The sequence below is a fragment of the Methylobacterium sp. CM6257 genome, from assembly GCF_054611515.1.
Genome location: NZ_CM137735.1, coordinates 5,959,704 through 5,979,025 on the forward strand (window position 1 = coordinate 5,959,704; position 19,322 = coordinate 5,979,025).

Genomic DNA, 19,322 nt, shown 5'->3' on the forward strand with positions numbered 1-19,322 from the left:
CGATGCGGGTGCGGCTCGCCCTGGCGCTCGCCGTCATCGCCGCCTGCCTGGCGATCTACGCGGTCGGCGCCCTGGCGGCCGACCTGACCTTCCCGCCGCTCACCGGCCGCGTGGTCGATGCGGCCGGGATTCTGACACCGGACCAGCGCGGCCGTCTCGAAGCCAAGTTGAAGGCGCACGAGGACAAGACCTCGGATCAGGTGGTGGTGGCGACCGTGCCGAACCTCCAGGGCACGACGGTCGAGGACTACGCCAACCGGCTGTTCAGGGACTGGAAGCTCGGGCAGGCCAAGACCAACAACGGCGTCCTGCTGCTGGTGGCGCCGAGCGAGCGCAAGGTCCGGATCGAGGTCGGCTACGGGCTTGAGGGTGCGCTCACCGACGCGCTCACCAAGGTGATCATCGCTACCGCCATCACGCCACGCTTCAAGACCGGCGACTATTTCGGTGGGCTCGACGCGGGCGTCGACGGGATCCTGTCGATCCTGGCCGGCGACGCGCAGGAGTGGCAGCGCAAGCCGCAGGTGCGCGCCGACGAGGTTGATCCCGCCCAAGTCGCGACCTTCGTCATCCTGTTCCTGATCGTGCTGTTCGTAGCCTGGCGTATGAGCCGGGGCGGAGGACGGGTCGGCCGGGCGGGCCGGGGCGGCGGCATCGTGATCCTGCCCGGCCCCGGCTCGGGCGGCTGGAGCGGCGGCTTCTCGGATGGGGGATCGTCCGGCGGCTTCGGCGGCGGGTTCTCCGGCGGAGGCGGCTCCTCGGGCGGCGGAGGAGCCTCCGGTGACTGGTAGCGCAGACGTGTTGACGCCGGAGGCGCAGAGGCGCCTTGCCCGCATCGTGGCGCAGGCCGAGGCCGGAACGTCCGGCGAAATCGTCGTGATGGTGAGTCGATGCGCGGGCGCCTATCGCTCGGTCATCCTGCTCACGACGCTGGCGATGGCACTACTCCTGCCCTGGCCGCTGATCGCGCTGACGACCTGGAGCGCGGCTTCCATCCTGCTGGCGCAGGCGGCGCTCGTGGCCGCGATCTTGGTGGCGAGCCAGAACGAGCGGCTGCGCCTCGCCCTGGTGCCGCGGCGCCTGCGCCGCGCCCGGGCACGGGAGGCGGCCCGGCGGGCCTTCTGGTCGCGCGGCCTGAGCCTGACCCGATCGCGGACCGGCGTCCTGCTCTACCTGTCGCTCGCCGAGCGCCACGCGGAGATCGTGAGCGACCTCGGTGTCCTGCAGCACATTCCCCCGACGGCCTGGGACGGCATTCTCGCCGACCTCATCCGCGCCCTCGGGCGCGGCGAGGTCGAGGCTGGCCTGACCGTCGCGGTCGAACGCGTCGGGGCCTGTCTGGCGGACCATCTCCCGGCCGGTCCCGACGATCCGGACGAGCTGCCGAACCGGGTGATCGTCACGCACGCGCGCTGGCGTGATGGACCGTGAGGCCAATGCGACGCGAACGCGAGGCCCACGATTCGGGTGCGCTGCGGCTCTCGCAACCGGCGGGCGCCAGGGTCGCTGAGCCGCGTCTCGAGCAGAGTTGCGGCCTCACGCATTGCCTACATGATCGGTGTGAGTGCAATTCTGAGATCGACACCATCCGGCGCGACAAACAGCCTGAACTTCTGCAAAGCGTCCCGGTGCACGACCCCTCCGCTAGTGGATGATATCTCGAAACTCGCCATCCCCTTATCGTCGAGCACCACCTCCTCGATTTTGGAGGCCTCTTCTGGAATCGTGTAAATCTTCCGGCCCGGCTCGGCCATTATGATCGCGCGGTTGAGCCAAGGACCGGGATCTTCTGAACCGACATCCATCTCATAGAGACGCCCTGGGATCATGAGCTCCAGAAATCCCTTGCCAGAGCACAGCTTGGCATCTCCAAAACATTGTACAGCAACAATACCGTATTGAGAATGATCGGATGCCAAGTCGACTTCGAAGGTATGATCTGGAATTGGCACCTCGGCCCCGGACCGATCCCGATCGGCAACCGCGACAGCTCGAAAGCCCCGGCGCAAAGAGTCCGTCTTTTTCAGATGCTCGTTTACATCCGGCCGATACTCAAGCAGCAAAGTATCGATTTTGAATGCATCACCAGAAATTCTGAAGCATTTCAGGTCCGGACAGGCGCCCTCGTAATCGATCCACCCTCTGCAAAGGAGCGCCTGCGTTGCGGCCAAGCGCAGCGTTGCATCCGACCGCATCCGCTTATTGGCAGCCCGCAGTCTGGGCAAAAGGATATCGAGTATGTTCCTGACACGGTGATACCCGTCTTGCAGACCCAGTCCGATTTCGACCGCATCTGAGTAGCGGCCCATTGCGAACGCGAGCTCCATCAGCTTCTCGCGTGCGGCATCTGAATTCGGGTCCAAGGCCATGAGATCCCTATGCAGGGTCGCATGTTCGGCTCGGCCCAAGAGAGCCCATGTTTTGTCGAGAACATGATTATCGATCGCCTCCCGCTTGGCGAACTCCAGGAGTTCAGGCGGCAAGCGCGTTTCGGTGTCGTAGGCCACGCTGAGGATGCGCGCGTGGTTCAAGACAGGCACTGTGGTCGCCAGCATTCCTTCCCCGCTTGCCCGATAACGAAACAGGGGAAACGGAACCAAACCTTGACGCACGCCGCGGGCATAGCATCGCAGGAAGAACTCCCAGTCTTCCCATCCCACACCCTTCAGTTCACTGAACCCACCGATCGCCTCAAAGGTTGACTTTCTGACCAGGGCATTTGCGTCACCGAACCCGTTGCGCATGAACGAGAATGCTCCCCCGGACCCGATCGGGAAATACTTTATCTTCGCGCTTGCAGGTCCCTCCCGGTCATCGAAGACGAGATATTGCGATGTCAGGACATCGTACTTTCCAATGACCGCGGCCCTGACGAAGGTTTCGATCTGCGCAGGCTCGGAGATGTTGTCATCATCATGGAAGATCAGAAACTCACCGGACGCATGGCGCGCCGCCAGGTTTCTTGCCGCCCCCAGATAGTTGTTGCCCGATCTGATGAGGCGTAAGTCGAAGCCCCAATCCTGCTCTTCAATCAGATCAAGTTCGCGCTGCGTTTCAAGATCGCTCCCATCATCGACCAGGACCACTTCGAAATTTTTGTATGTCTGTCGCGCGAGTGCGCCCAAGGCTCTCCGCAGCAGGGCGATGCGATTGTGGTGGACGAGACAGACGCTGACGCGCGGGAGCGTCGTGAGGTCACGCCGTGCATGTCCCTGGTTGACCTTCCTGTGCAGATCGGACCACGCTTCCGCGATTTTGACTGGATTGAGCGCACTCTTCACGCTCCCCAGCCCGTTCACAACAACATCCTCCAGTTTCGACGCGATATCTTCGACAGTATTATTCATTAAATTTGGAGACTGCGCGCCGTCGAGGAACAGTTCCGGAGTCCCGCCGGCAGACGTCGCCAAGAAGGGGATCCCGATAGTGAAGCACTCGCCGACCGTACACGGGCTGTTCTCGCATTCCGATGGCGTAACCACGAGGGCGTGCGGGCGGCCTGCCAGAAGGTCGACGGCCTCCTGATGACCGAGGCGATTGATGAACCGGATGGCACCGCCATGACGGGGAAGCAGTCGATAGACCATTGAGCCGGTGAACTCACGGTCGCTTCGGTCGAAACGACCCAGGAAGGTGAGATCAACCTTCGATAGCGCACTTCTTGAAGCTACGGCCCGCAAAAACTTGCCGAAGCCCTTGCGCCGTTCGTGTCGCCCGTAGAATATGATTTCCTTGATGGTGCCGGCCGCCACTGGCTTGGTGGCGAGGACGCAGTCAGGTTCGAGCAGCGGCTTGCCTGACCACTCTGGCAGTTGCCATCGCAAGACCTGTGCAGCGGGGAGCTTGACCCCAGCACTCTTATACCAGTCGATTAGATACTGACTAGGGCTTAATACCAGGTCTGAATTCTCGACCTGACTCATCTCCAGCGTTTCGATCTCGGACGCTTCCGGACTGGACAAGGTCAGGTTGTAAGCCCGTACCCATTTCAGTGGGCCGTGGGTGTGCGTGATCACGCGCGCATTGACCAGCCCCTGCCTCTTGGCCATGGCGTAGAAATAGCCGCTTCCGCGCCAATCATTGAAATGGACTGCCTCATAGTTCGTTTCACACAAAATCTCATGCACGCAGTAGGCACTGCCGACGTGATCTATGATCCCATAGCCTCGATCTCGCGCCCGTTCGACTACGGAAATTACACGGCACCCCATGAACTCCGGCGTTTCACCGGGAAATCCGGGGTCCGTTATGACAATATCTACTGTAAATCGTTCCTTTAACAATCCTTGTATTAGACTTTGGGCACACGTCCCGATACCTCCGCCCTTGTTCAACCCCGCCAACTCGTCAGTGACGACGGCGACCTGACTGCCCAGCTGCATGAGAATGATCGTCCGGTTTAATCTTAAATGTCTGCCTTGATGTGACGGCCGTATATAACTCTTCTGCGAACCTAATAATTGTTGCGCGCTTTTAACAAATATGGTCGAAAACTTACCGCGTTTTATTGAAGAAATTTTCGCGCTACCGCCTAAGTCCGCCCGTCTCCTGCTATAGACGGCCAACTTTCATTTAGCAACACTTAAGTTACTAGCGACTTGTGCTTATTATCAAGCAAGTATATACAATCTATGCTCAACAACGATGGATACTCATAAAATAAGATCTCAGTAGTACTTATTCCCGAGACCAGATCGCGGAAGATATACATCAGACTGCCAGATCTCGCAGCACTACTTGCATCAACAACTGTGCTACGGCAGAAATGCCATCCCTGTGATCGATTATCCGCCTTGATCTACCGATTTGAGGAGCGAGTTATTGTATCGGGCAGCAATGCAGCAGCGATGAGCGGTCCCTCTCCGAGCGCCCGCGGGCGGAGCTCAGGCACAGCTATCGGCCAAGCGGCGTTCGCTGGGCGGCGTGTCGAACCGCACGACTCCGCGGTGATGGTGATGAGCGACCGGATCCCGCTTGAGCCGGAAGAGCAGCCTTCGCCGCCGCTCCCGCCAATCGGAGCAGGCCGCCTTTCACGGTGGGAGGGGCAAGCTCGATGCTATTCTGATCCATGATGATTTGGGAAAGCCGGACCACGCTTATTCTCGTTATGGTCGCGCGTCTCGTAACTCTGCTGGTCCATGGGCGATTTGCCCCATGAGACCGGCATGCTGATGTGCCGGAACAGTCTGTGCGCGACGGCGCGCAACCCGGGAAGGTGAGCGAGGCCGGCGCGGCTGGCCTCGCCCAAGGAGGCCGTGATGAAGATCCTGATCGCCGCGACACCGCTCACGGGACACGTGAACCCGCTGCTCGCCGTCGGCCGCGCCGCCGCCCGCCGTGGCGACGAGGTCTTGATCCTCACCGATCCGGCCTTCCGGCCGAAGGTGGAGGCGTCGGGCCTGCGCTTCACGGCCTATCCGGACAATCATTCGGCCGAGTTCCGCGAGACTGAGCTGCCCGCCGGGCCGGAGCGCTACCGGATCGAGTTCGAGCGTCGCTTCGTCGATCCGATGCCGGTGCAGGCGGCCACGCTGCGGCGCCTGATCACCGAAGAGGCGCCGGACGTGATCGTGGCCGGCAGTATGTTCCTGGGCGTCCTGCCGCTGCTCCTCGACACGGCTCCGCGGCCGCCGATCGTGACGGTCAATGTGAGCTTCCTGTTCTTGGAGCGGCCCGACCACGCGCCCATCGGTCTCGGCCTGCCGCCCGCCAGGGATCAGGCGGAGCGGGCCCGCTACGCGGCTATGAAGGCCGGCATGGATGCGGCCTTCGCGAACCCGGTCCGGGCCTACACCGACGGGCAGCTCGCCCGGCTCGGCCTGCCGCCGCTGCCGGCGTCGCTGCCGCACTCGGTCGTCGTTCTGCCGGACTTGTTCCTCCAGCCCACCGTGCCGGGCTTCGAGTACGATTACGGCACGCTGCCGCCGGGCGTGCGCTTCATCGGCCTGCTCCAGCCCCCCGCCCCGCCCGCGCCGCTGCCTCAGTGGTGGCCGGAACTGGAACAGGCGAACGCGGCGGGCAAGCCGGTCGTGCTCGTCACCCAGGGGACGCTGGCCAACGCCGATTTCGGCGAATTGGTCGAGCCGACGCTGGCCGCCCTGGCCGATCGGGACGATCTCCTCGTCCTCGCCACGACGGGCGGGCGGCCCGTCGAGGCGCTGCGCGGGCCAGTCCCGGTGAACACGCGTGTTTCCAGCTTCCTGCCGTTCCGCGATCTGCTGCCGCGGGTGCGGGTTCTCGTGACCAATGGCGGCTACGGCAGCGTCTCGCAGGCGCTCGCTGCCGGCGTACCGATCGTCTCGGCGGGGCTGACTGAGGACAAGGCGGAGGTGAACGCGCGGATCGGCTGGTCCGGCGTCGGCCTCAACCTCGGGACCAACACCCCCGACCCCGATTCCCTGCGCGCGGCAGTCGCGCGGGTGCTCGACGAACCGGAATTCCGGCAGCGTGCCGAGGCGCTGCGGGCGGCCTTCGCGGCTCGCGACGCCATGGCGTCCATCCTGACGGCGGTCGACGATCTCGCCCGGTCCGGGCCGGCGCGCGGCGGCGCACGCCTCGCCGGTCTGCAGGCGAGGTCGGCATGAAGCCCGGGTCCGAGCGCACGACGTTGCGCGTCGTCGTCGATCTCAACCGCTGCCAGGGCTACGCGCAGTGCTGCTACGCGGCGCCCGACGCCTTCATCCTGCGCGGCCACGAGATTCTGTTCTACGATCCGGCCCCGCCGGCCACACGGCGCGGCGCGATCGAGCGGGCGGTTCACGCCTGCCCGGTCCGCGCCATCAGCCTTCAGGCCGGTGCGGACGACGGAGACACGCCGTGACGCCAGAAGCCGCCGGCATCGTCGTGGTGGGGGCATCGCTCGCAGGCCTGCGCGGCGCCGAGGCCCTGCGCCGGGGCGGCTACGATGGGCCGCTGACCCTGGTCGGCGCGGAGCCGTACCGACCCTATGATCGTCCGCCCCTGTCGAAGCACGTGCTCGTCGGGGAGCTGGATGCGGATGCGACCCGGCTGCCGGAGCTGGCGCCCCTGCAAGCCCGCTGGCGGCTCGGGAGCCCGGCGGTGGCCCTCGATCGTGGGAGCCGGACGATCCGGCTCGCGGACCGGACGGCGCTGACCTACGAGAAGCTCCTCGTCGCCACCGGAGCCGAGGCCCGCCCCTGGCCGGCCGAGACCGGCGGCGGGCTCAGGGGGATCTTTACCCTGCGCGGCCGCGACGATGCGGCCGCCTTGCGGGCCGCCCTGGTGGCGGGGCCCCGACGCGCCCTCATCGTCGGCGGCGGCCTGATCGGCTGTGAGGCGGCCTCGTGCCTGCGCGACCTCGGGCTCGCCGTGACCCTGGTCGATCCCAACCCGACGCCTCTCGCCCTTGCCCTCGGAACCTTCGTCGGCGGGGTCATCGCCGACTGCCTGCGCGATTCCGGCGCCGAATTCCGACCCGGCACGCTGGTGCGCACCTTCGAGGGCGACGGGGCCGGGCGCGTGGTCCGCGCCCGACTGGCGGATGGCAGCGCCATCGAGGCCGACCTCGTCATCGCGGCGCTCGGTGCGACTCGGGCGACCGGCTGGCTCCGCGGGGCCGGGCTGATGGCGGATCCGGGCGGCCTCACCTGCGACGCCGCCTGCCGGGCCCGCGACGCCGACGGAGTGCCGTGCCCGGACATCTACGCGGCCGGCGACGTCGCCCGCTGGCCGATCCGGCTCTACGGCGGGCGGCTGGTCTCGGTGGAGCACTGGGGCAACGCCGTCGAGCAGGCGGCTCATGCGGCGCGCAACATGCTGGCCGATCCGGACGACCAGAGACCCTACGAGCACGTGCCGGCCTTCTGGTCGAGCCAGTTCGGGATCAACATCAAGCTGGTGGGCTTGACCGAGGGCGCGGATGCGGTCGCCGTGGTGCAGGGTTCGCGCGCCTCCCGGCGGTTCCTCGCTGTCTACGGCCGCTCCGGGCGGAGCATCGCGGCGGTCTCCTTTGATCAGGCGCGGTGGCTGCCAGCCTATGCGCAGGCCCTCGCAGATGGGAGTGCCTTCCCGCCGATCACCGACGCCACCGACCAAATCCGCATCGAGATCGCCGCCCCGGGATTTCCGCAGCCGTACACGGCTGCCCAGACGCCGCGCGCCGCCGAGAGTGTCCATGTCTGACGACGCCCTGTTCGCCGCCGTTATGAACCCGACCAACCGGGCCGATCCCTATCCGCTCTATACGCGGCTGCGGGAGCGCCCGGTTTGGCGCCAGGGCGACGGCAGCTATGTGGTGAGCAGCCATGCGGCGATCCGCGGCCTGATCTTCGACCCGAGGCTCAGCTCGCAGGACCTGCCGCCGTTTCAGCGGCCGCCCACCGGCAATCCGATCCGGGACTGGATCATCAACCCGATCCGGAGCCGCATCGCCACCGCCCACCGTCCGCTGATCTTCCGCGATCCTCCGGATCACGACACCCTGCGCGCCGCCGTCATGCGCGAGTTCACGATCGAGCGGGTCCAGGGGCTCCGCCAGCGCGTGGCCCGCGAGGTCGATACGCTCCTCGATGCGTGTCGGGGGCGCAACGAGATCTGCCTCGTGGACGACCTGTCCTATCCCCTCCCCGTCTCGGTGATCTGCGAGTTGCTCGGCGTGCCGGAATCGGACGAGCCGCGCTTCCAGTCCTGGGCGACGCAGCTTGCCACCGCCCTGGAGCCTGACGCGCGGCACGACGTGGAGAGTCGCCGACACACGGTGGCAGCCTTCGATGCGATCTCGGACTACATGCGCGATCTCATCCGCGAGAAGCGCAGGCGTCCGGTCGACGACATGCTCAGCGGATTGGCTGCGCCCGGGCCGGGCGGCAGGAAGCAGATGAGCGATTTCGACCTCATCGCCACCGCGATCCTGCTGCTTGTCGCGGGTCACGAGACCACCGTGAATCTCATCACCAACGCCATGCTCACTCTGCTCCGCCATCCGGAGGAGCTGGCGCGGCTGCGTGCCGATCCCGAGCGTGCCCCGCGGTTGATCGAGGAGGTGCTGCGCTACGAGCCGCCGGTGCATTTCCGGACCCGGAAGGCACTCGGATCGATCCCGGTGGCGGGCGAGACGATCCCGAAGGGGGCACCCGTGATCCTGCTCTTCGCCGCCGCCAACCGCGACCCCGGCCGGTTCGCCGCGCCCGATCGGTTCGATCCAGACCGTGCGGACACCGAGCATTTCGGGTTCGGAGGCGGCCTGCATTACTGCGTCGGAGCGCCGCTGGCCCGGATCGAGGCCGAGATCGCCCTGGTAGCCTTGAGCCGCCGCCTTGTCGCCCCGCGATTGGTGCAGGATCCCCCGCCTTATCGACCCGGCGCCTCCCTGCGAGGCCCTGAGCAGATGCGGATCCGCATCGACGGGGTCGCCTGAGCCGGATCTGGTAATCGTGCGACCGGATCACCGCGTTCAATCGTGAAGAGTCGGTGAAGACCGATGTTTCACGTGAAACATTTGTAAACCGCCCTTCCCCGCGGCCGCGCGGCTTCGCGGCGTCCGCCGGCTCAATGCCCCACCGGCACCGGCCCGTTCATGCCGGACCAGTCGGAATGGCCGTTGGCGGCGCCGCCGTACCAATCCACCTTCGATGCCTCGGCAACGGGCGCGACGCTGGCAAACCGCCCGACGAGGTCCGGATTGGCAAGGTAGGGCCGGCCGAAGCTGAACAGGTCGGCGCGCTCCTCGGCCAGCTCCTTCTCCGCGAGATCGAGCGTCAGGTCGTTGTTGCCGATGAAGCTCCCTTGAACCGGCGGCGCAGGTCGAGAACGTCGCCCCCGTCCGGCACGCCCCGGGATTCCTGTGTGACGCCCTGGTCGTTCGAGCGGTTTCGGGTCAGCGGCGCCATCATGACGCGGTTCTTGAGGGTGAGGTCGCCGATGGTGACACGCTGAAGGATCGCGCTGCTCGGCATGGCAACTCGCTGGAGGGTCGGAGTGGCGGGCGGCGAAGGAAAGACCGGAGAGGCGCCGGGGCGTCGCGACGCAGCGTCTCGGCGGAGGATCCGAGATCCTCGCCGCCGGCCCGACAACCGGCGGAGGACGGATGAGGGTTCCGTAGATGCCGGAGGATCGCCTGCCCCCACGCAGTAATGGCCGCCGTCCTGTTCGTCGATTCCGGCCGGAACTTGGCGGTACTGGCCCGGGCTTAACCCCGGAGCGGCCCTACGGCCACGATCCTCGAGACACTTGGAGACCCTTGCGATGAAGGCACTGTGCTGGCACGGACGAAACGACATCCGCTGTGACACGGTCCCGGATCCGGTTATCGAGGATTCTCGCGACGTGATCATCAAGGTGACGAGCTGCGCGATCTGCGGCTCGGATCTGCACCTGATGGACGGGCTGATGCCGACCATGAAGAGCGGCGACGTGCTCGGCCACGAATTCATGGGCGAGGTCGTCGAGGTCGGGCAGGGCTTCACCAAGTTCAAGAAGGGCGACCGCATCATCGTGCCCTTCAACATCAATTGCGGCGAATGCCGGCAGTGCAAGCTCGGCAACTTCTCGGTCTGCGAGCGCTCGAACCGCAATGCCGAGATGGCGGCCGCGATGTTCGGCTATACCACGGCCGGCCTGTTCGGCTATTCGCACCTCACCGGCGGCTACGCGGGTGGCCAAGCCGAGTACGTGCGGGTGCCGATGGCGGACGTGGCGCCCATGAAGGTCCCGGATGGCATGGACGACGAGTCGGTCCTGTTCCTCACTGATATCCTGCCCACCGGCTGGCAGGCAGCCGAACATTGCGAGATCCAGGGCGGCGAGACCATCGCGGTCTGGGGCGCGGGTCCGGTGGGCATCTTCACCATCCAGTCGGCCAAGATCATGGGCGCCGAGCGCATCATCGCGATCGAGACGGTGCCGGAGCGCATCGCGCTGGCCAAGAAGGCCGGCGCCACCGACATCATCGACTTCATGAACGAGGACGTCTTCGAGCGGATCAAGGAGATCACCAAGGGCCAGGGCGCCGACGCCGTGATCGACTGCGTCGGCATGGAGGCGAGCGCCGGCCACGGTGGCATCACCGGCATGCTCTCCACGGTCCAGGAGAAGCTGACCGCCACCGAGCGGCCCTACGCGCTGGCCGAGGCGATCAAGGCGGTGCGGCCCTGCGGCATCGTCTCGGTGCCCGGGGTCTATGGCGGTCCGCTGCCGGTCAACATGGGCTCAATCGTGCAGAAGGGCCTGACCCTCAAGAGCGGCCAGACTCACGTGAAGCGTTATCTCGAGCCGCTGACCAAGCTGATCCAGGAGGGCAAGATCGACACAACCTTCCTGATCACCCACCGATCGCAGAACCTGGCCGAGGGACCGGACCTGTACAAGACCTTCCGCGACAAGAAGGACGGCTGCGTGAAGGTGGTGTTCCACCTCGACTGAGACAGAGCACGCCGCGGCCGCATCCGGCCGCGGCGTGCGCCCTTCCATGATCGGCCGGTCGCTCAGGATCGACAACGTCCGGGAAGGAGGCGGTGCGTTGGGAGCCTGCGAAAAAATATATTTTTATTGCTTTGACACATAATCATTGCACTTTCCAAGCTATTTCGAAATTCTGCATAGAATTTACGTCGAGTTACATTACCATATTCTGCAGCCCAACATCTGCATGATCATAAGACCAGTTTAACTCTTCGACGAATCGTCCCTATAAGATCGCCCCGCCTTCCCGAGCTGAAGCAGGATTGTGCGAAGGCTTTCGGAATGACGCCGCGGGGCAAGGCGGAGGGGCTTCGTTCGATGGGACTTCTGCTCGACAGGGATCTGCACTCCAAGGTCCAGGCCCTGGATCGATCGCAGGCCATAATCGAGTTCGCCCTGGATGGCACGGTCCTGGCGGCCAACAGAAACTTCTTGGACGCGCTCGGCTACGAACTGGCGGAGCTCCAGGGCCAACCGCACGCGCGCCTCGTCGATCCGGCCTACCGGGAAAGCGACGCCTATCGCGCGTTCTGGGCGGATCTCCGGCGTGGAGAGTTCCGGGCAGGCGAGTTCAAGCGGATCGGGAAAGGGGGCCGCGAAATCTGGCTTCAGGCCACCTACAATCCGATTCTCGGGCGCGCCGGCAAGCCCATCAAGATCGTCAAATTCGCCAGCGACGTCACGGAACAGGTGGTGCGCACAATCGCCTATGAGGGTCAGATCAAGGCCATCAACCGCGCGCAGGCCGTGGTCGAGTTCGCGCTCGACGGTACGATCCTGACCGCCAACGACAACTTCCTCGACGCGATGGGCTACCGGCTGGAGGAGGTGCAGGGGCGTCATCACGGCCTGTTCATCGATCCGGAGACACGCGACAGCGCCGAATACAGAGACTTCTGGGAGCGGCTGGGCCGCGGCGAGTACACGATGGCCGAGTTCAGGCGCATCGCCAGAGGCGGGCGCGTCGTCTTCATCCTCGGCAGCTACAATCCGATCTTCGACCGGGACGGGCGCCCGCTCAAGGTGGTCAAGTTCGCCACGGATGTCACGGCACAGGTGCTCGACCGCCAACGCCGGACCGAATTGCAGAGCGCCTTGGTGCGCGACCTGAACGCCATCGCGGCAGCGTCCTCCAAGGTCTCGCAGCAGGCCGGCGAGGCAGCCCAGTCATCGGAGCAGGTCTCCGGCGGCATCCAGGCGGTGGCCTCGGGGGCGGAGCAGATCGCGGCCTCGGTCGCCGAGATCAGCGGGCAGGTCGTACAAGCATCGGAGATATCCGGGCAGGCCGTGGATCAGGCTCACGCGACGCAGGACATCATCACCAGTCTCAGCGAGGCCGCGGTCCAGATCGGCGCGGTCGTGGCGCTGATCCAGAGCATCGCGGCCCAGACCAATCTGCTGGCGCTCAACGCCACGATCGAGGCGGCCAGGGCCGGTGAGGCTGGGCGCGGCTTCGCGGTCGTGGCCGGCGAGGTGAAGGCGCTGGCCGATCAGACGGCGCGGGCAACCGAGCGGATCGGGGTCCAGATCACCGGAACCCAGGAGGCGGCCCAGAAGGCCGTGGGCGCGATCAGCGCGATTCAAGCCACGATCATGAGGCTCAACGAGGTCGCGAGCGCGATCTCCACGGCCGTGGAGGAGCAGTCCGCGGTCACACGGGAGATGTCGACGAGCATGCAGGCGGCCGCGCAGGGCGTCGGCGAAATCACCGCGAGCCTCGGCGTCATCGCCGCCTCTGCCGGACAGGCTGACGAGGCCACGCAGAAGCTGCGGCAGGCCGCACAGAGTCTGATCTAGCCGGGGCGCCTTTCCCCGGGACCGGGCCGCCCACAGCTCCGGGGTCGGTCTCGGCGCGTCCCGCGGGGCGCGTCAGCGTGGGATCGTGTATAGGCGGCTGAGCGCCAGTACCGGCGCGCCGCCCGAACCGACCGGACCCGCGATGTGCAACCTCTACAGCCTGCGCACGGGCCCCGCCGAGCTGCGCCGGGCCTTCGAAGTCGCGCAGGACCACACCGGGAATTTGCCGCCTTTGCCGGCTATCTTCCCCGATCAGATGGCCCCCGTGGTGCTGAACGGAGAAGCCGGCCGGGAACTCGCCATGATGCGCTGGGGCATTCCGGGGCCGAAGGCCTTCGGCGAGCACCCCGTCACGAATGTCCGCAACGTCGCGAGCCCGCATTGGCGCCCTTGGCTCGGGCCTGCCCATCGCTGCCTCGTGCCCGTGACCGCCTTCAGCGAATATGCCGACACCAGGCCGCGCAAGACGCCGGTCTGGTTCGCCCTCGCCGACGACAGACCGCTCTTCGCCTTCGCGGGGATCTGGCGCCCCTGGACCGGCGTGCGGGGCACGAAGCGCGAGAACCCCGACCGGATGGCGCAGGAGCACCGGCTCTTCTCCTTCCTGACCACGGAGGCGAACGGAATCGTCGGCTCGGTCCATCCCAAGGCGATGCCGGTCCTGCTCACGAAGCCGGAGGAGTGGGCGACCTGGCTTGAGGCCCCCACTGCGGAGGCGCTGCGCCTCCAGCGCCCGTTGCCGGATGCGGCGATGCGGGAGGTCGCGCGGGGCGCTCGATCGGACGGAGCCGAGGCGGAGACGGATCGGGAGGTCTGAACGGATCTCAGCCGCCCGCTCGGTCCAGCGTCGACGCGGCGGCGGAGGGGGCACCCGGCATCCAGCCGCGGGCACGCCAGCGCGCCGTCACGGCGGCGTTGAGCCGGGCGATCCGCGCCCGGTGAACCTCCCAGAATGAGCGCGGCGTGGCCGGCCTGGCGGCTGACTGCCCACGATGCGCCGCGACCTCCGGCCGACCGGCCAGGCGGACCGGGACGACGGGGCGGCCCGGCGCGGCGTGCCGCGCCTCGGGATCGGCCAGGATTGCCTGGGCGCGGGCGCAGTAGAGCTGCGACAGCGGCGACATCAGCTCCGATCCGTGGCCCGCCCGGTACTTCATCAGGGCGCGGCAGAGATCACCGTCCGCCCGGCGCCAGGCCTCGGCAAGATAGCGCACGCCGTAGCGGACATTGACCTCCGGAGCCGCGAGTTCCGCGGCCGTGCCCCGGAAGCCGAGCATCGCCGCGGTGGTGGGCCTGACCTGCATCAGCCCGATCTCGCCGACACTGCCCACCACGGTAGGATCGTAGCCGCTCTCGATCCGCGCGACGGCATCGGCCACGGCGAGGGGCAGGCCGGTGCCCGCCACCGCGCGGGCGATCAACGGCAGGAAGCGAGCGCGCCCCTCCACGGCCGCACCCGGCGTAGCGACCTGTGGGACCGGCGGCAGGGTGGTCATGCCCAGAGCATGCACCGCCAGGAAGGTCGCGGGCCGGGCCTGCGCGGCCGTGGCGCAGAACAGCAGCAGGAGGAGGGACGGAGCGCGCATGGGCCGCCACGCGGGAGGTTCGCCGCCCTGGTTACCCCCGTCGCCTCAACGAAGCCTTAGCCGTGGTCCCCCGCCCGCGAGGCACCGATGGTCACTGGACCTGGCCGCCCCCCCGCGCCTGCAGCAGCCGCAGGGCCTCACCCAGCACGGCGTGCAAGTCCGCCGCACCCTGCGCACTGAGCGGCAGCCCGACCCGCTGTCCGTGGATCGTGTCGAGCACGATCATGGCGAGATCCTCGCCGATCAGCAGGCTGGGCTGGGGCAGGCAGAGCGGCAGGACGAAATCGCCCTCGACCTCGCCGAGGATATCCACGGCATCCGCGGGGCGGAAGGGAAGTTTTGGATCCGTCATCGCGGCCTGTCCTCGCGTTCCTGTCCGGTACGACGGGTGGGCGGCTCCGACCGGCCGGCTCGGCCGCGCCGGCCGGGCGAGCCCGCCTACCCGCGATCTTGGTCCGGCATGCGCAGCGACCGGACCGTGAGTGTGTCGATCTCCAGCGCTCCGACCTTCAGGGCGCCGACCCGGGCGCGGCCCACCGAGAGGCGGCCGATCGCGAAGGCGCCGAGCGCCACCGTGCCGATCGCCGCGACCCCGAGCGCCAGCGCGCCCAAGGCCGAGGCGCCCATCGTGCCGACCCCGACGGCCCCCGCCCCGAGCAGTGCCGTATCGCGGGGCGGGACGAGTCCGGGTTCCGCCCCGCGGCTGCCCATCTCCTCCTGAACCCTCGATGCGCTCATGCGGGCCCTCGCTGCCGGTCCATGGGGAGGATCCATATACCCGACGTTAACCGCGTTTTCACGCCGCCTCCGGAGGATACCCCCGATCCCGGCCCGCCTGGACCGCGCGTCCGCCGGCCAGAGAGGACGCCACCCGTGCAGCACCTGTTCCCGGCCTTCACGATCTTCGCCTTCGGCTGCCTGCTGATCCATGTCGGGCGCGCCTATGCCCGGGCGACCACGATGCTGCTCTCGGCCACCGCGCTGATGCTGAGCCTGACCCTGGGCACCGTACTCTGCCAGCGGATCGGCTTGGCCGAGGCCGGCGTGCCGCCCTGGCCGTCGCTCGTCCGACCCGGTCAGTAGAGCCGCGTGCGATAGGCGTCGGCGATCGTAGCCTCGGCGTCCGCGACATCCGCAGCCGCGGTCTGTTCGGCGAGGATGCGGCCGAGACTCGGGAAGGTGCTGCGCTCGACGTGATGCGCCGGATCCCAGAGCTGTGCGCGGATCGTCGCCTTGCCGCAATGGAAAAACGCCTCCCGCACCCGCACGACGAGACCCGCGGCGGGCACCTTGCCGTGCGCGCTCAACGGTTCGAGCAGCGCGGGGTCCTGCGTCATCGCGGCGGTGCCGTTCACCCGCAGGGTCTCGTTGATCCCCGGCACAAGGAAGATCAGCCCGACGCCGGGGCGCTCCAGCAGGTTGAGGAACGTGTCGACGCGGTTGTTGCCGCGCCGGTCCGGGATCACCAGGGTCCGCGCATCGGGAACGGCCACGAAGCCCGGCGCGTCGCCGCGGGGACTCGCATCGAGGTTGCCCGCCGCGTCGGCGCTTGCCAGCACCAGGAAGGGCGAGAGCGCGATGAACCGGCGACCGTAATCGTCGATATGGTCGAGCACCTTCCCAGCGGCCAGCGGACCCACGGCGCCGAACTGCGCGCGCAGCGTCTCCGCGTCACGGATGGTCGACGGGGGAGGCGATTCGGCGTCCATGCGAACCTCGTGGCGGGCCTGCCTGAGTGGCAAGGTGATCGCGGGTCGGTCAAGCCAGATCAGGGCCAGACCCGGATCGCCACCGGGCGGCGCAGCAGGTCGCGGTCGGAGGTGATCGTGCAGCCCTCGGTGCGCAGGCGCGCGTAGGTCAGGATCGCGCCGTCGCCGACGTCGTCGAAGTTGCGCCCTTGCGCGTCCGGGTCGAGCAGCGACGGGTAGGCGATGAGCGGCGCCCTCGCCATGCAGGGATCGTCGTAGAGCGTCGCGCCTTCCAGGAGCAGCCGCGGCTTGTCCCAGGTGATCAGGTCGCGGGAGGTCGTCCAGTAGAAGCCGGAGCGGTCGAAACCATCGCCGGCGTGGGCCATGAACACCGCGATCCAGGCCCCTGAGCCGCGGTGGCGGACCACGGCCCCGACCGGACCCGGGAACGGTCCCACCGGCCGGCAGGTGTCGGGGTTCGGGCGGGCGGCGCGGTAGGGATCGGGAAAGGACGCTGTGAAGCCGGTGCCGGTCCAGGCGCGCCAGCGGGCCGGGTCGGCGGGATCGTCGCTGCGGAACAGGCAGACCCCCGCCTCCTGATCGCTGCCGGGGCGGGTCCAGCCGGTGGTCGAGGCGAGGAAATAGCGCCAGCGCCCGTCGGAGACGATGTTCGACGGGTTGAAGAAGCCCCGGTGTCGGCCCTGGTCCACCTCCTGCCGGAACGGCGCGCCGGCCACCACCAGGGGCGGATTCCTCCGCTGGAAGCTGCGGCCGCCATCCGCGGAGGCGGCGGCCGTGACCGTGTTGTACCAGCAGGCCATGTAGGCGGCCGCCGGGCAGCGGCCCGGATGCTCGTTGGCCTGGTACTCGTGATGCAGGAGCGCGGCGACGCGGCTTCCGTCCTCGGTCCAGGTTGCGGTGATCCACGATCGGTCGTCGTAGGCCGCCGGATCGGACTTCTCGCCGGAATCGAGCACCACCGTGCAGTCGAGCTTGAGGTGGCCGAGATCCGGCCCGCGCAGCGCGCGGTTGCGGTAATGCATCCCGTAGAGCGCCACAGCCCCCGCGGCGTCGCGGAAGGCGCGCGCCGGCGCGTCCGGGACATCGGCGCCGTCGCAGGCATCGCGGCCCGCCTTGAACACGAGAGTGGGCGGCCCGACCAGCGTCAGGGCCGACAGGGGCGGATCGGTGGCGGCGGGGGCCGGCCCTGGAACGAGGAAGACAAGGGCGAGCAGGGCGAACGCACCGGCGCCCCGCCCCATCCCGGCGATCCAATCCGCCAAGCCCATGCTCGCCATCCAGGTGCGTCCCGGCCGCGCCTGGACAAACAGGGCGAGATTCGCTTGAGACTCCTTACAGAGTGCTTGCCGCCCCGCGGCCCGACCGAAAGTCCCCCATGCTTCTTCTGATCCTCGGGCTCGTGCTGTTCCTCGGCACGCATGCCTTCTCGATGGCCCGGGCCCGGCGCGCCGAGATCATCGGCCGGATCGGAGAGGGTCGGTACAAACTCGGATACACCGCCCTGTCGCTGCTGGGGCTGGTGCTCATCGGCGTCGGCTTCCACGATTACCGGCTGAGCGGCTACATCCCGGTCTGGGATCCGCCCGTCTGGACGCGCCACCTCGCGCTCCTCCTGGTGTGGCTCGCCTTCATCTGCCTCGCCGCGGCCTATCTGCCGGGGCATATCCGCGCGCGAGCCAAGCATCCGATGCTGCTCGCCGTGAAGATCTGGGCGACCGCCCATCTTCTCGCCAACGGCGATCTCGGCTCGATCCTGCTGTTCGGTGGCTTCCTCGCCTGGGCAGTCTCCGCCCGGATCAGCGCCAAGCGCCGGGCGCTGGCCCCGGGGGCCGTAGTCGCCCAGCACGCTGGCCCGGCGGCCGCCCCGCAGGGCTGGCGCAACGATATCCTGGCGGTGGTGATCGGCACGGCGGCGTGGTTCGTGTTCGCCCGCTACCTGCACTATCCGGTGATCGGCGTGCCCGTCTGGCCCGGCGCCGCCTGAGACTCCGCCTGTCGCCAACCCGGCGCCCGTGTGTTAGGCGCGGAGCCCGATAGAGGTACGAGGTGGTCCGCCGTCAGATGCGGGCCGGGATAGAATGGCCGAGAACAACGAGTTCCTCCGCGAAGTCGACGAGGATTACCGTCGCGACCGGATCCTCCAGATCTGGAAGCGCTACAGCGGCGTGATCATCGCGCTCGCCGTGCTCGTGGTGGTGGGTGTCGCGGGCTGGCGCTACTGGCAGAACCAGCAGCGCGCGGCGGCCGAGACCGCCTCGGTGCAGTTCGACGCGGCGAACCGGCTCGCCAAGGACGGCAAGATCGCGGAGGCCGACAAGGCCTTCGACGCCCTGGAGGCGCAGGGTCCGGCGGGCTACCGCCTGCTCGCCCAGTTCCGCGCGGCGGCGGAGACCGGCAAGCGCGACCCCGCGGCGGGTGCGACGGAGTTCGACAAGCTCGCCGACGACACCCGGCTGGGCGACGGCCTGCGCGACCTCGCGCGCCTGCGCGCCGCGCTGCTGCGCCTCGATGGGCCGAACCCGGACGCGGCGCTGACCAATCTCCAGGGGCTGGCCGCCGGCACGCCGTTCCGCCACACCGCCCGCGAGATGCTGGGCCTCGCTGCCCTCAAGAAGGGCGATTACGAGGAGGCGGGCCGCTGGTTCGACCAGATCGTGGCCGATCCCGACACCCCGCGGAACCTGCGCGAGCGCATCGAGGTCTATGCAGCGATCGTCGCGGGCGGCCCCGTCACGGTGACCGAGGCCAAGCCCGAGGCGGCAGCCCCGCCCCCGCCGATCACGCGCTGATTTCTGTTCGGACTGCTCGAGAA

19 protein-coding genes are annotated in these 19,322 nt (G+C 67.6%); 12 read left to right on the forward strand and 7 right to left on the reverse strand.

All coding sequences use genetic code 11. The annotated features are described in order from the left end of the window. The first annotated feature begins 2 nt into the window (after positions 1-2). Positions 3-791 (forward strand): TPM domain-containing protein, encoded by a 789-nt coding sequence (locus ACYCO6_RS29025; RefSeq protein ID WP_459765809.1) that lies wholly within the window; start codon positions 3-5, stop codon positions 789-791. Further along, positions 781-1,431, forward strand: a complete 651-nt coding sequence (locus tag ACYCO6_RS29030; RefSeq protein WP_459765811.1) for a TPM domain-containing protein — start codon at positions 781-783, stop codon at positions 1,429-1,431. The genes ACYCO6_RS29025 and ACYCO6_RS29030 overlap by 11 nt, the downstream gene beginning before the upstream one ends. Before the next feature lie 116 nt (positions 1,432-1,547). On the opposite strand, the gene ACYCO6_RS29035 is transcribed toward ACYCO6_RS29030, so the two are convergent. Then, positions 1,548-4,382: a glycosyltransferase gene (locus ACYCO6_RS29035; protein ID WP_459765813.1), complete on the reverse strand. Its 2,835-nt coding sequence runs from the start codon at positions 4,380-4,382 to the stop codon at positions 1,548-1,550. 876 nt (positions 4,383-5,258) lie between these two features. Here ACYCO6_RS29035 and ACYCO6_RS29040 point away from each other — a divergent pair. From ACYCO6_RS29040 to ACYCO6_RS29055, 4 genes are read left to right on the forward strand one after another with little or no spacing between them, the layout of a single operon-like run. Continuing rightward, complete coding sequence (locus ACYCO6_RS29040) at positions 5,259-6,584, forward strand: glycosyltransferase (protein ID WP_459765815.1); 1,326 nt, start codon at positions 5,259-5,261, stop codon at positions 6,582-6,584. Next, positions 6,581-6,820 carry a ferredoxin gene (locus tag ACYCO6_RS29045; RefSeq protein WP_459765817.1) on the forward strand — a complete coding sequence of 80 codons (240 nt, stop codon included), beginning with the start codon at positions 6,581-6,583 and terminating at the stop codon, positions 6,818-6,820. Before ACYCO6_RS29040 ends, ACYCO6_RS29045 begins: the two co-directional genes overlap by 4 nt. Then, positions 6,817-8,142, forward strand: a complete 1,326-nt coding sequence (locus ACYCO6_RS29050) for an NAD(P)/FAD-dependent oxidoreductase (RefSeq protein WP_459765819.1) — start codon at positions 6,817-6,819, stop codon at positions 8,140-8,142. Before ACYCO6_RS29045 ends, ACYCO6_RS29050 begins: the two co-directional genes overlap by 4 nt. Next, positions 8,135-9,376, forward strand: coding sequence for a cytochrome P450 (locus ACYCO6_RS29055; RefSeq protein WP_459765822.1), 1,242 nt, complete (start codon positions 8,135-8,137; stop codon positions 9,374-9,376). The genes ACYCO6_RS29050 and ACYCO6_RS29055 overlap by 8 nt, the downstream gene beginning before the upstream one ends. A 340-nt stretch (positions 9,377-9,716) precedes the next feature. Here ACYCO6_RS29055 and ACYCO6_RS29060 read toward each other — a convergent pair whose 3' ends face one another. Further along, the gene (locus ACYCO6_RS29060) at positions 9,717-9,914 is read right to left on the reverse strand and encodes a hypothetical protein (protein WP_459765824.1); all 198 of its coding nucleotides are present in this window, start codon (positions 9,912-9,914) and stop codon (positions 9,717-9,719) included. Between the two features lie 289 nt (positions 9,915-10,203). Between ACYCO6_RS29060 and ACYCO6_RS29065 the strand changes: the two genes are divergently transcribed. From ACYCO6_RS29065 to ACYCO6_RS29075, 3 genes are all read left to right on the forward strand, one after another. Continuing rightward, positions 10,204-11,379 carry a zinc-dependent alcohol dehydrogenase gene (locus ACYCO6_RS29065; RefSeq protein WP_459765827.1) on the forward strand — a complete coding sequence of 392 codons (1,176 nt, stop codon included), beginning with the start codon at positions 10,204-10,206 and terminating at the stop codon, positions 11,377-11,379. Positions 11,380-11,736: 357 nt separating this feature from the next. Beyond that, positions 11,737-13,215, forward strand: a complete 1,479-nt coding sequence (locus ACYCO6_RS29070) for a methyl-accepting chemotaxis protein (RefSeq protein WP_459765829.1) — start codon at positions 11,737-11,739, stop codon at positions 13,213-13,215. Between the two features lie 142 nt (positions 13,216-13,357). Further along, positions 13,358-14,032 carry an SOS response-associated peptidase gene (locus tag ACYCO6_RS29075; RefSeq protein WP_459765831.1) on the forward strand — a complete coding sequence of 225 codons (675 nt, stop codon included), beginning with the start codon at positions 13,358-13,360 and terminating at the stop codon, positions 14,030-14,032. Between the two features lie 7 nt (positions 14,033-14,039). On the opposite strand, the gene ACYCO6_RS29080 is transcribed toward ACYCO6_RS29075, so the two are convergent. The 3 genes from ACYCO6_RS29080 to ACYCO6_RS29090 all read right to left on the reverse strand — a co-directional run bounded on the left by ACYCO6_RS29080 (position 14,040) and on the right by ACYCO6_RS29090 (position 15,539). After that, positions 14,040-14,801: a lytic transglycosylase domain-containing protein gene (locus ACYCO6_RS29080; protein WP_459765833.1), complete on the reverse strand. Its 762-nt coding sequence runs from the start codon at positions 14,799-14,801 to the stop codon at positions 14,040-14,042. A 91-nt stretch (positions 14,802-14,892) separates the two neighbouring features. Beyond that, complete coding sequence (locus ACYCO6_RS29085; RefSeq protein WP_459765835.1) at positions 14,893-15,153, reverse strand: hypothetical protein; 261 nt, start codon at positions 15,151-15,153, stop codon at positions 14,893-14,895. Between the two features lie 86 nt (positions 15,154-15,239). Continuing rightward, entirely contained in the window at positions 15,240-15,539 is a 300-nt protein-coding gene (locus ACYCO6_RS29090; RefSeq protein ID WP_459765837.1) for a hypothetical protein, read from the reverse strand. A gap of 135 nt (positions 15,540-15,674) precedes the next feature. On the opposite strand from ACYCO6_RS29090, the gene ACYCO6_RS29095 reads away from it, so the two are divergent. Beyond that, positions 15,675-15,884, forward strand: coding sequence for a hypothetical protein (locus ACYCO6_RS29095; RefSeq protein WP_459765840.1), 210 nt, complete (start codon positions 15,675-15,677; stop codon positions 15,882-15,884). Here the strand turns inward: ACYCO6_RS29095 and ACYCO6_RS29100 are convergent. Together ACYCO6_RS29100 and ACYCO6_RS29105 are read right to left on the reverse strand one after the other, a co-directional pair. Further along, positions 15,878-16,510: a pyridoxamine 5'-phosphate oxidase family protein gene (locus ACYCO6_RS29100; RefSeq protein ID WP_459765842.1), complete on the reverse strand. Its 633-nt coding sequence runs from the start codon at positions 16,508-16,510 to the stop codon at positions 15,878-15,880. The two genes, ACYCO6_RS29095 and ACYCO6_RS29100, sit on opposite strands and share 7 nt — an antisense overlap. Positions 16,511-16,569: 59 nt before the next feature. Continuing rightward, a complete protein-coding gene (locus ACYCO6_RS29105; RefSeq protein ID WP_459773776.1) occupies positions 16,570-17,778 on the reverse strand; it encodes a hypothetical protein in 1,209 nt (402 codons plus the stop codon). A gap of 107 nt (positions 17,779-17,885) precedes the next feature. Here ACYCO6_RS29105 and ACYCO6_RS29110 point away from each other — a divergent pair, with 107 nt between their 5' ends. Beyond that, positions 17,886-18,494 carry an NnrU family protein gene (locus ACYCO6_RS29110; protein WP_459765844.1) on the forward strand — a complete coding sequence of 203 codons (609 nt, stop codon included), beginning with the start codon at positions 17,886-17,888 and terminating at the stop codon, positions 18,492-18,494. Positions 18,495-18,588: 94 nt separating this feature from the next. Then, positions 18,589-19,299 carry a tetratricopeptide repeat protein gene (locus ACYCO6_RS29115; protein ID WP_459765846.1) on the forward strand — a complete coding sequence of 237 codons (711 nt, stop codon included), beginning with the start codon at positions 18,589-18,591 and terminating at the stop codon, positions 19,297-19,299. Positions 19,300-19,322 lie beyond the last annotated feature (23 nt).

Excerpts from the sequence above, each read along its gene's own strand:
- ACYCO6_RS29075 (WP_459765831.1), top strand. The coding sequence starts at position 13,358 with ATGTGCAACCTCTACAGCCTGCGCACGGGCCCCGCCGAGCTGCGCCGG.
- ACYCO6_RS29065 (WP_459765827.1), top strand. The coding sequence starts at position 10,204 with ATGAAGGCACTGTGCTGGCACGGACGAAACGACATCCGCTGTGACACG.
- ACYCO6_RS29040 (WP_459765815.1), top strand. The coding sequence starts at position 5,259 with ATGAAGATCCTGATCGCCGCGACACCGCTCACGGGACACGTGAACCCG.
- ACYCO6_RS29090 (WP_459765837.1), bottom strand. The coding sequence starts at position 15,539 with ATGAGCGCATCGAGGGTTCAGGAGGAGATGGGCAGCCGCGGGGCGGAA.
- ACYCO6_RS29055 (WP_459765822.1), top strand. The coding sequence starts at position 8,135 with ATGTCTGACGACGCCCTGTTCGCCGCCGTTATGAACCCGACCAACCGG.
- ACYCO6_RS29100 (WP_459765842.1), bottom strand. The coding sequence starts at position 16,510 with ATGGACGCCGAATCGCCTCCCCCGTCGACCATCCGTGACGCGGAGACG.
- ACYCO6_RS29045 (WP_459765817.1), top strand. The coding sequence starts at position 6,581 with ATGAAGCCCGGGTCCGAGCGCACGACGTTGCGCGTCGTCGTCGATCTC.
- ACYCO6_RS29105 (WP_459773776.1), bottom strand. The coding sequence starts at position 17,778 with ATGGGCTTGGCGGATTGGATCGCCGGGATGGGGCGGGGCGCCGGTGCG.
- ACYCO6_RS29085 (WP_459765835.1), bottom strand. The coding sequence starts at position 15,153 with ATGACGGATCCAAAACTTCCCTTCCGCCCCGCGGATGCCGTGGATATC.
- ACYCO6_RS29115 (WP_459765846.1), top strand. The coding sequence starts at position 18,589 with ATGGCCGAGAACAACGAGTTCCTCCGCGAAGTCGACGAGGATTACCGT.
- ACYCO6_RS29060 (WP_459765824.1), bottom strand. The coding sequence starts at position 9,914 with ATGCCGAGCAGCGCGATCCTTCAGCGTGTCACCATCGGCGACCTCACC.
- ACYCO6_RS29110 (WP_459765844.1), top strand. The coding sequence starts at position 17,886 with ATGCTTCTTCTGATCCTCGGGCTCGTGCTGTTCCTCGGCACGCATGCC.
- ACYCO6_RS29070 (WP_459765829.1), top strand. The coding sequence starts at position 11,737 with ATGGGACTTCTGCTCGACAGGGATCTGCACTCCAAGGTCCAGGCCCTG.
- ACYCO6_RS29035 (WP_459765813.1), bottom strand. The coding sequence starts at position 4,382 with ATGCAGCTGGGCAGTCAGGTCGCCGTCGTCACTGACGAGTTGGCGGGG.
- ACYCO6_RS29080 (WP_459765833.1), bottom strand. The coding sequence starts at position 14,801 with ATGCGCGCTCCGTCCCTCCTCCTGCTGCTGTTCTGCGCCACGGCCGCG.
- ACYCO6_RS29025 (WP_459765809.1), top strand. The coding sequence starts at position 3 with ATGCGGGTGCGGCTCGCCCTGGCGCTCGCCGTCATCGCCGCCTGCCTG.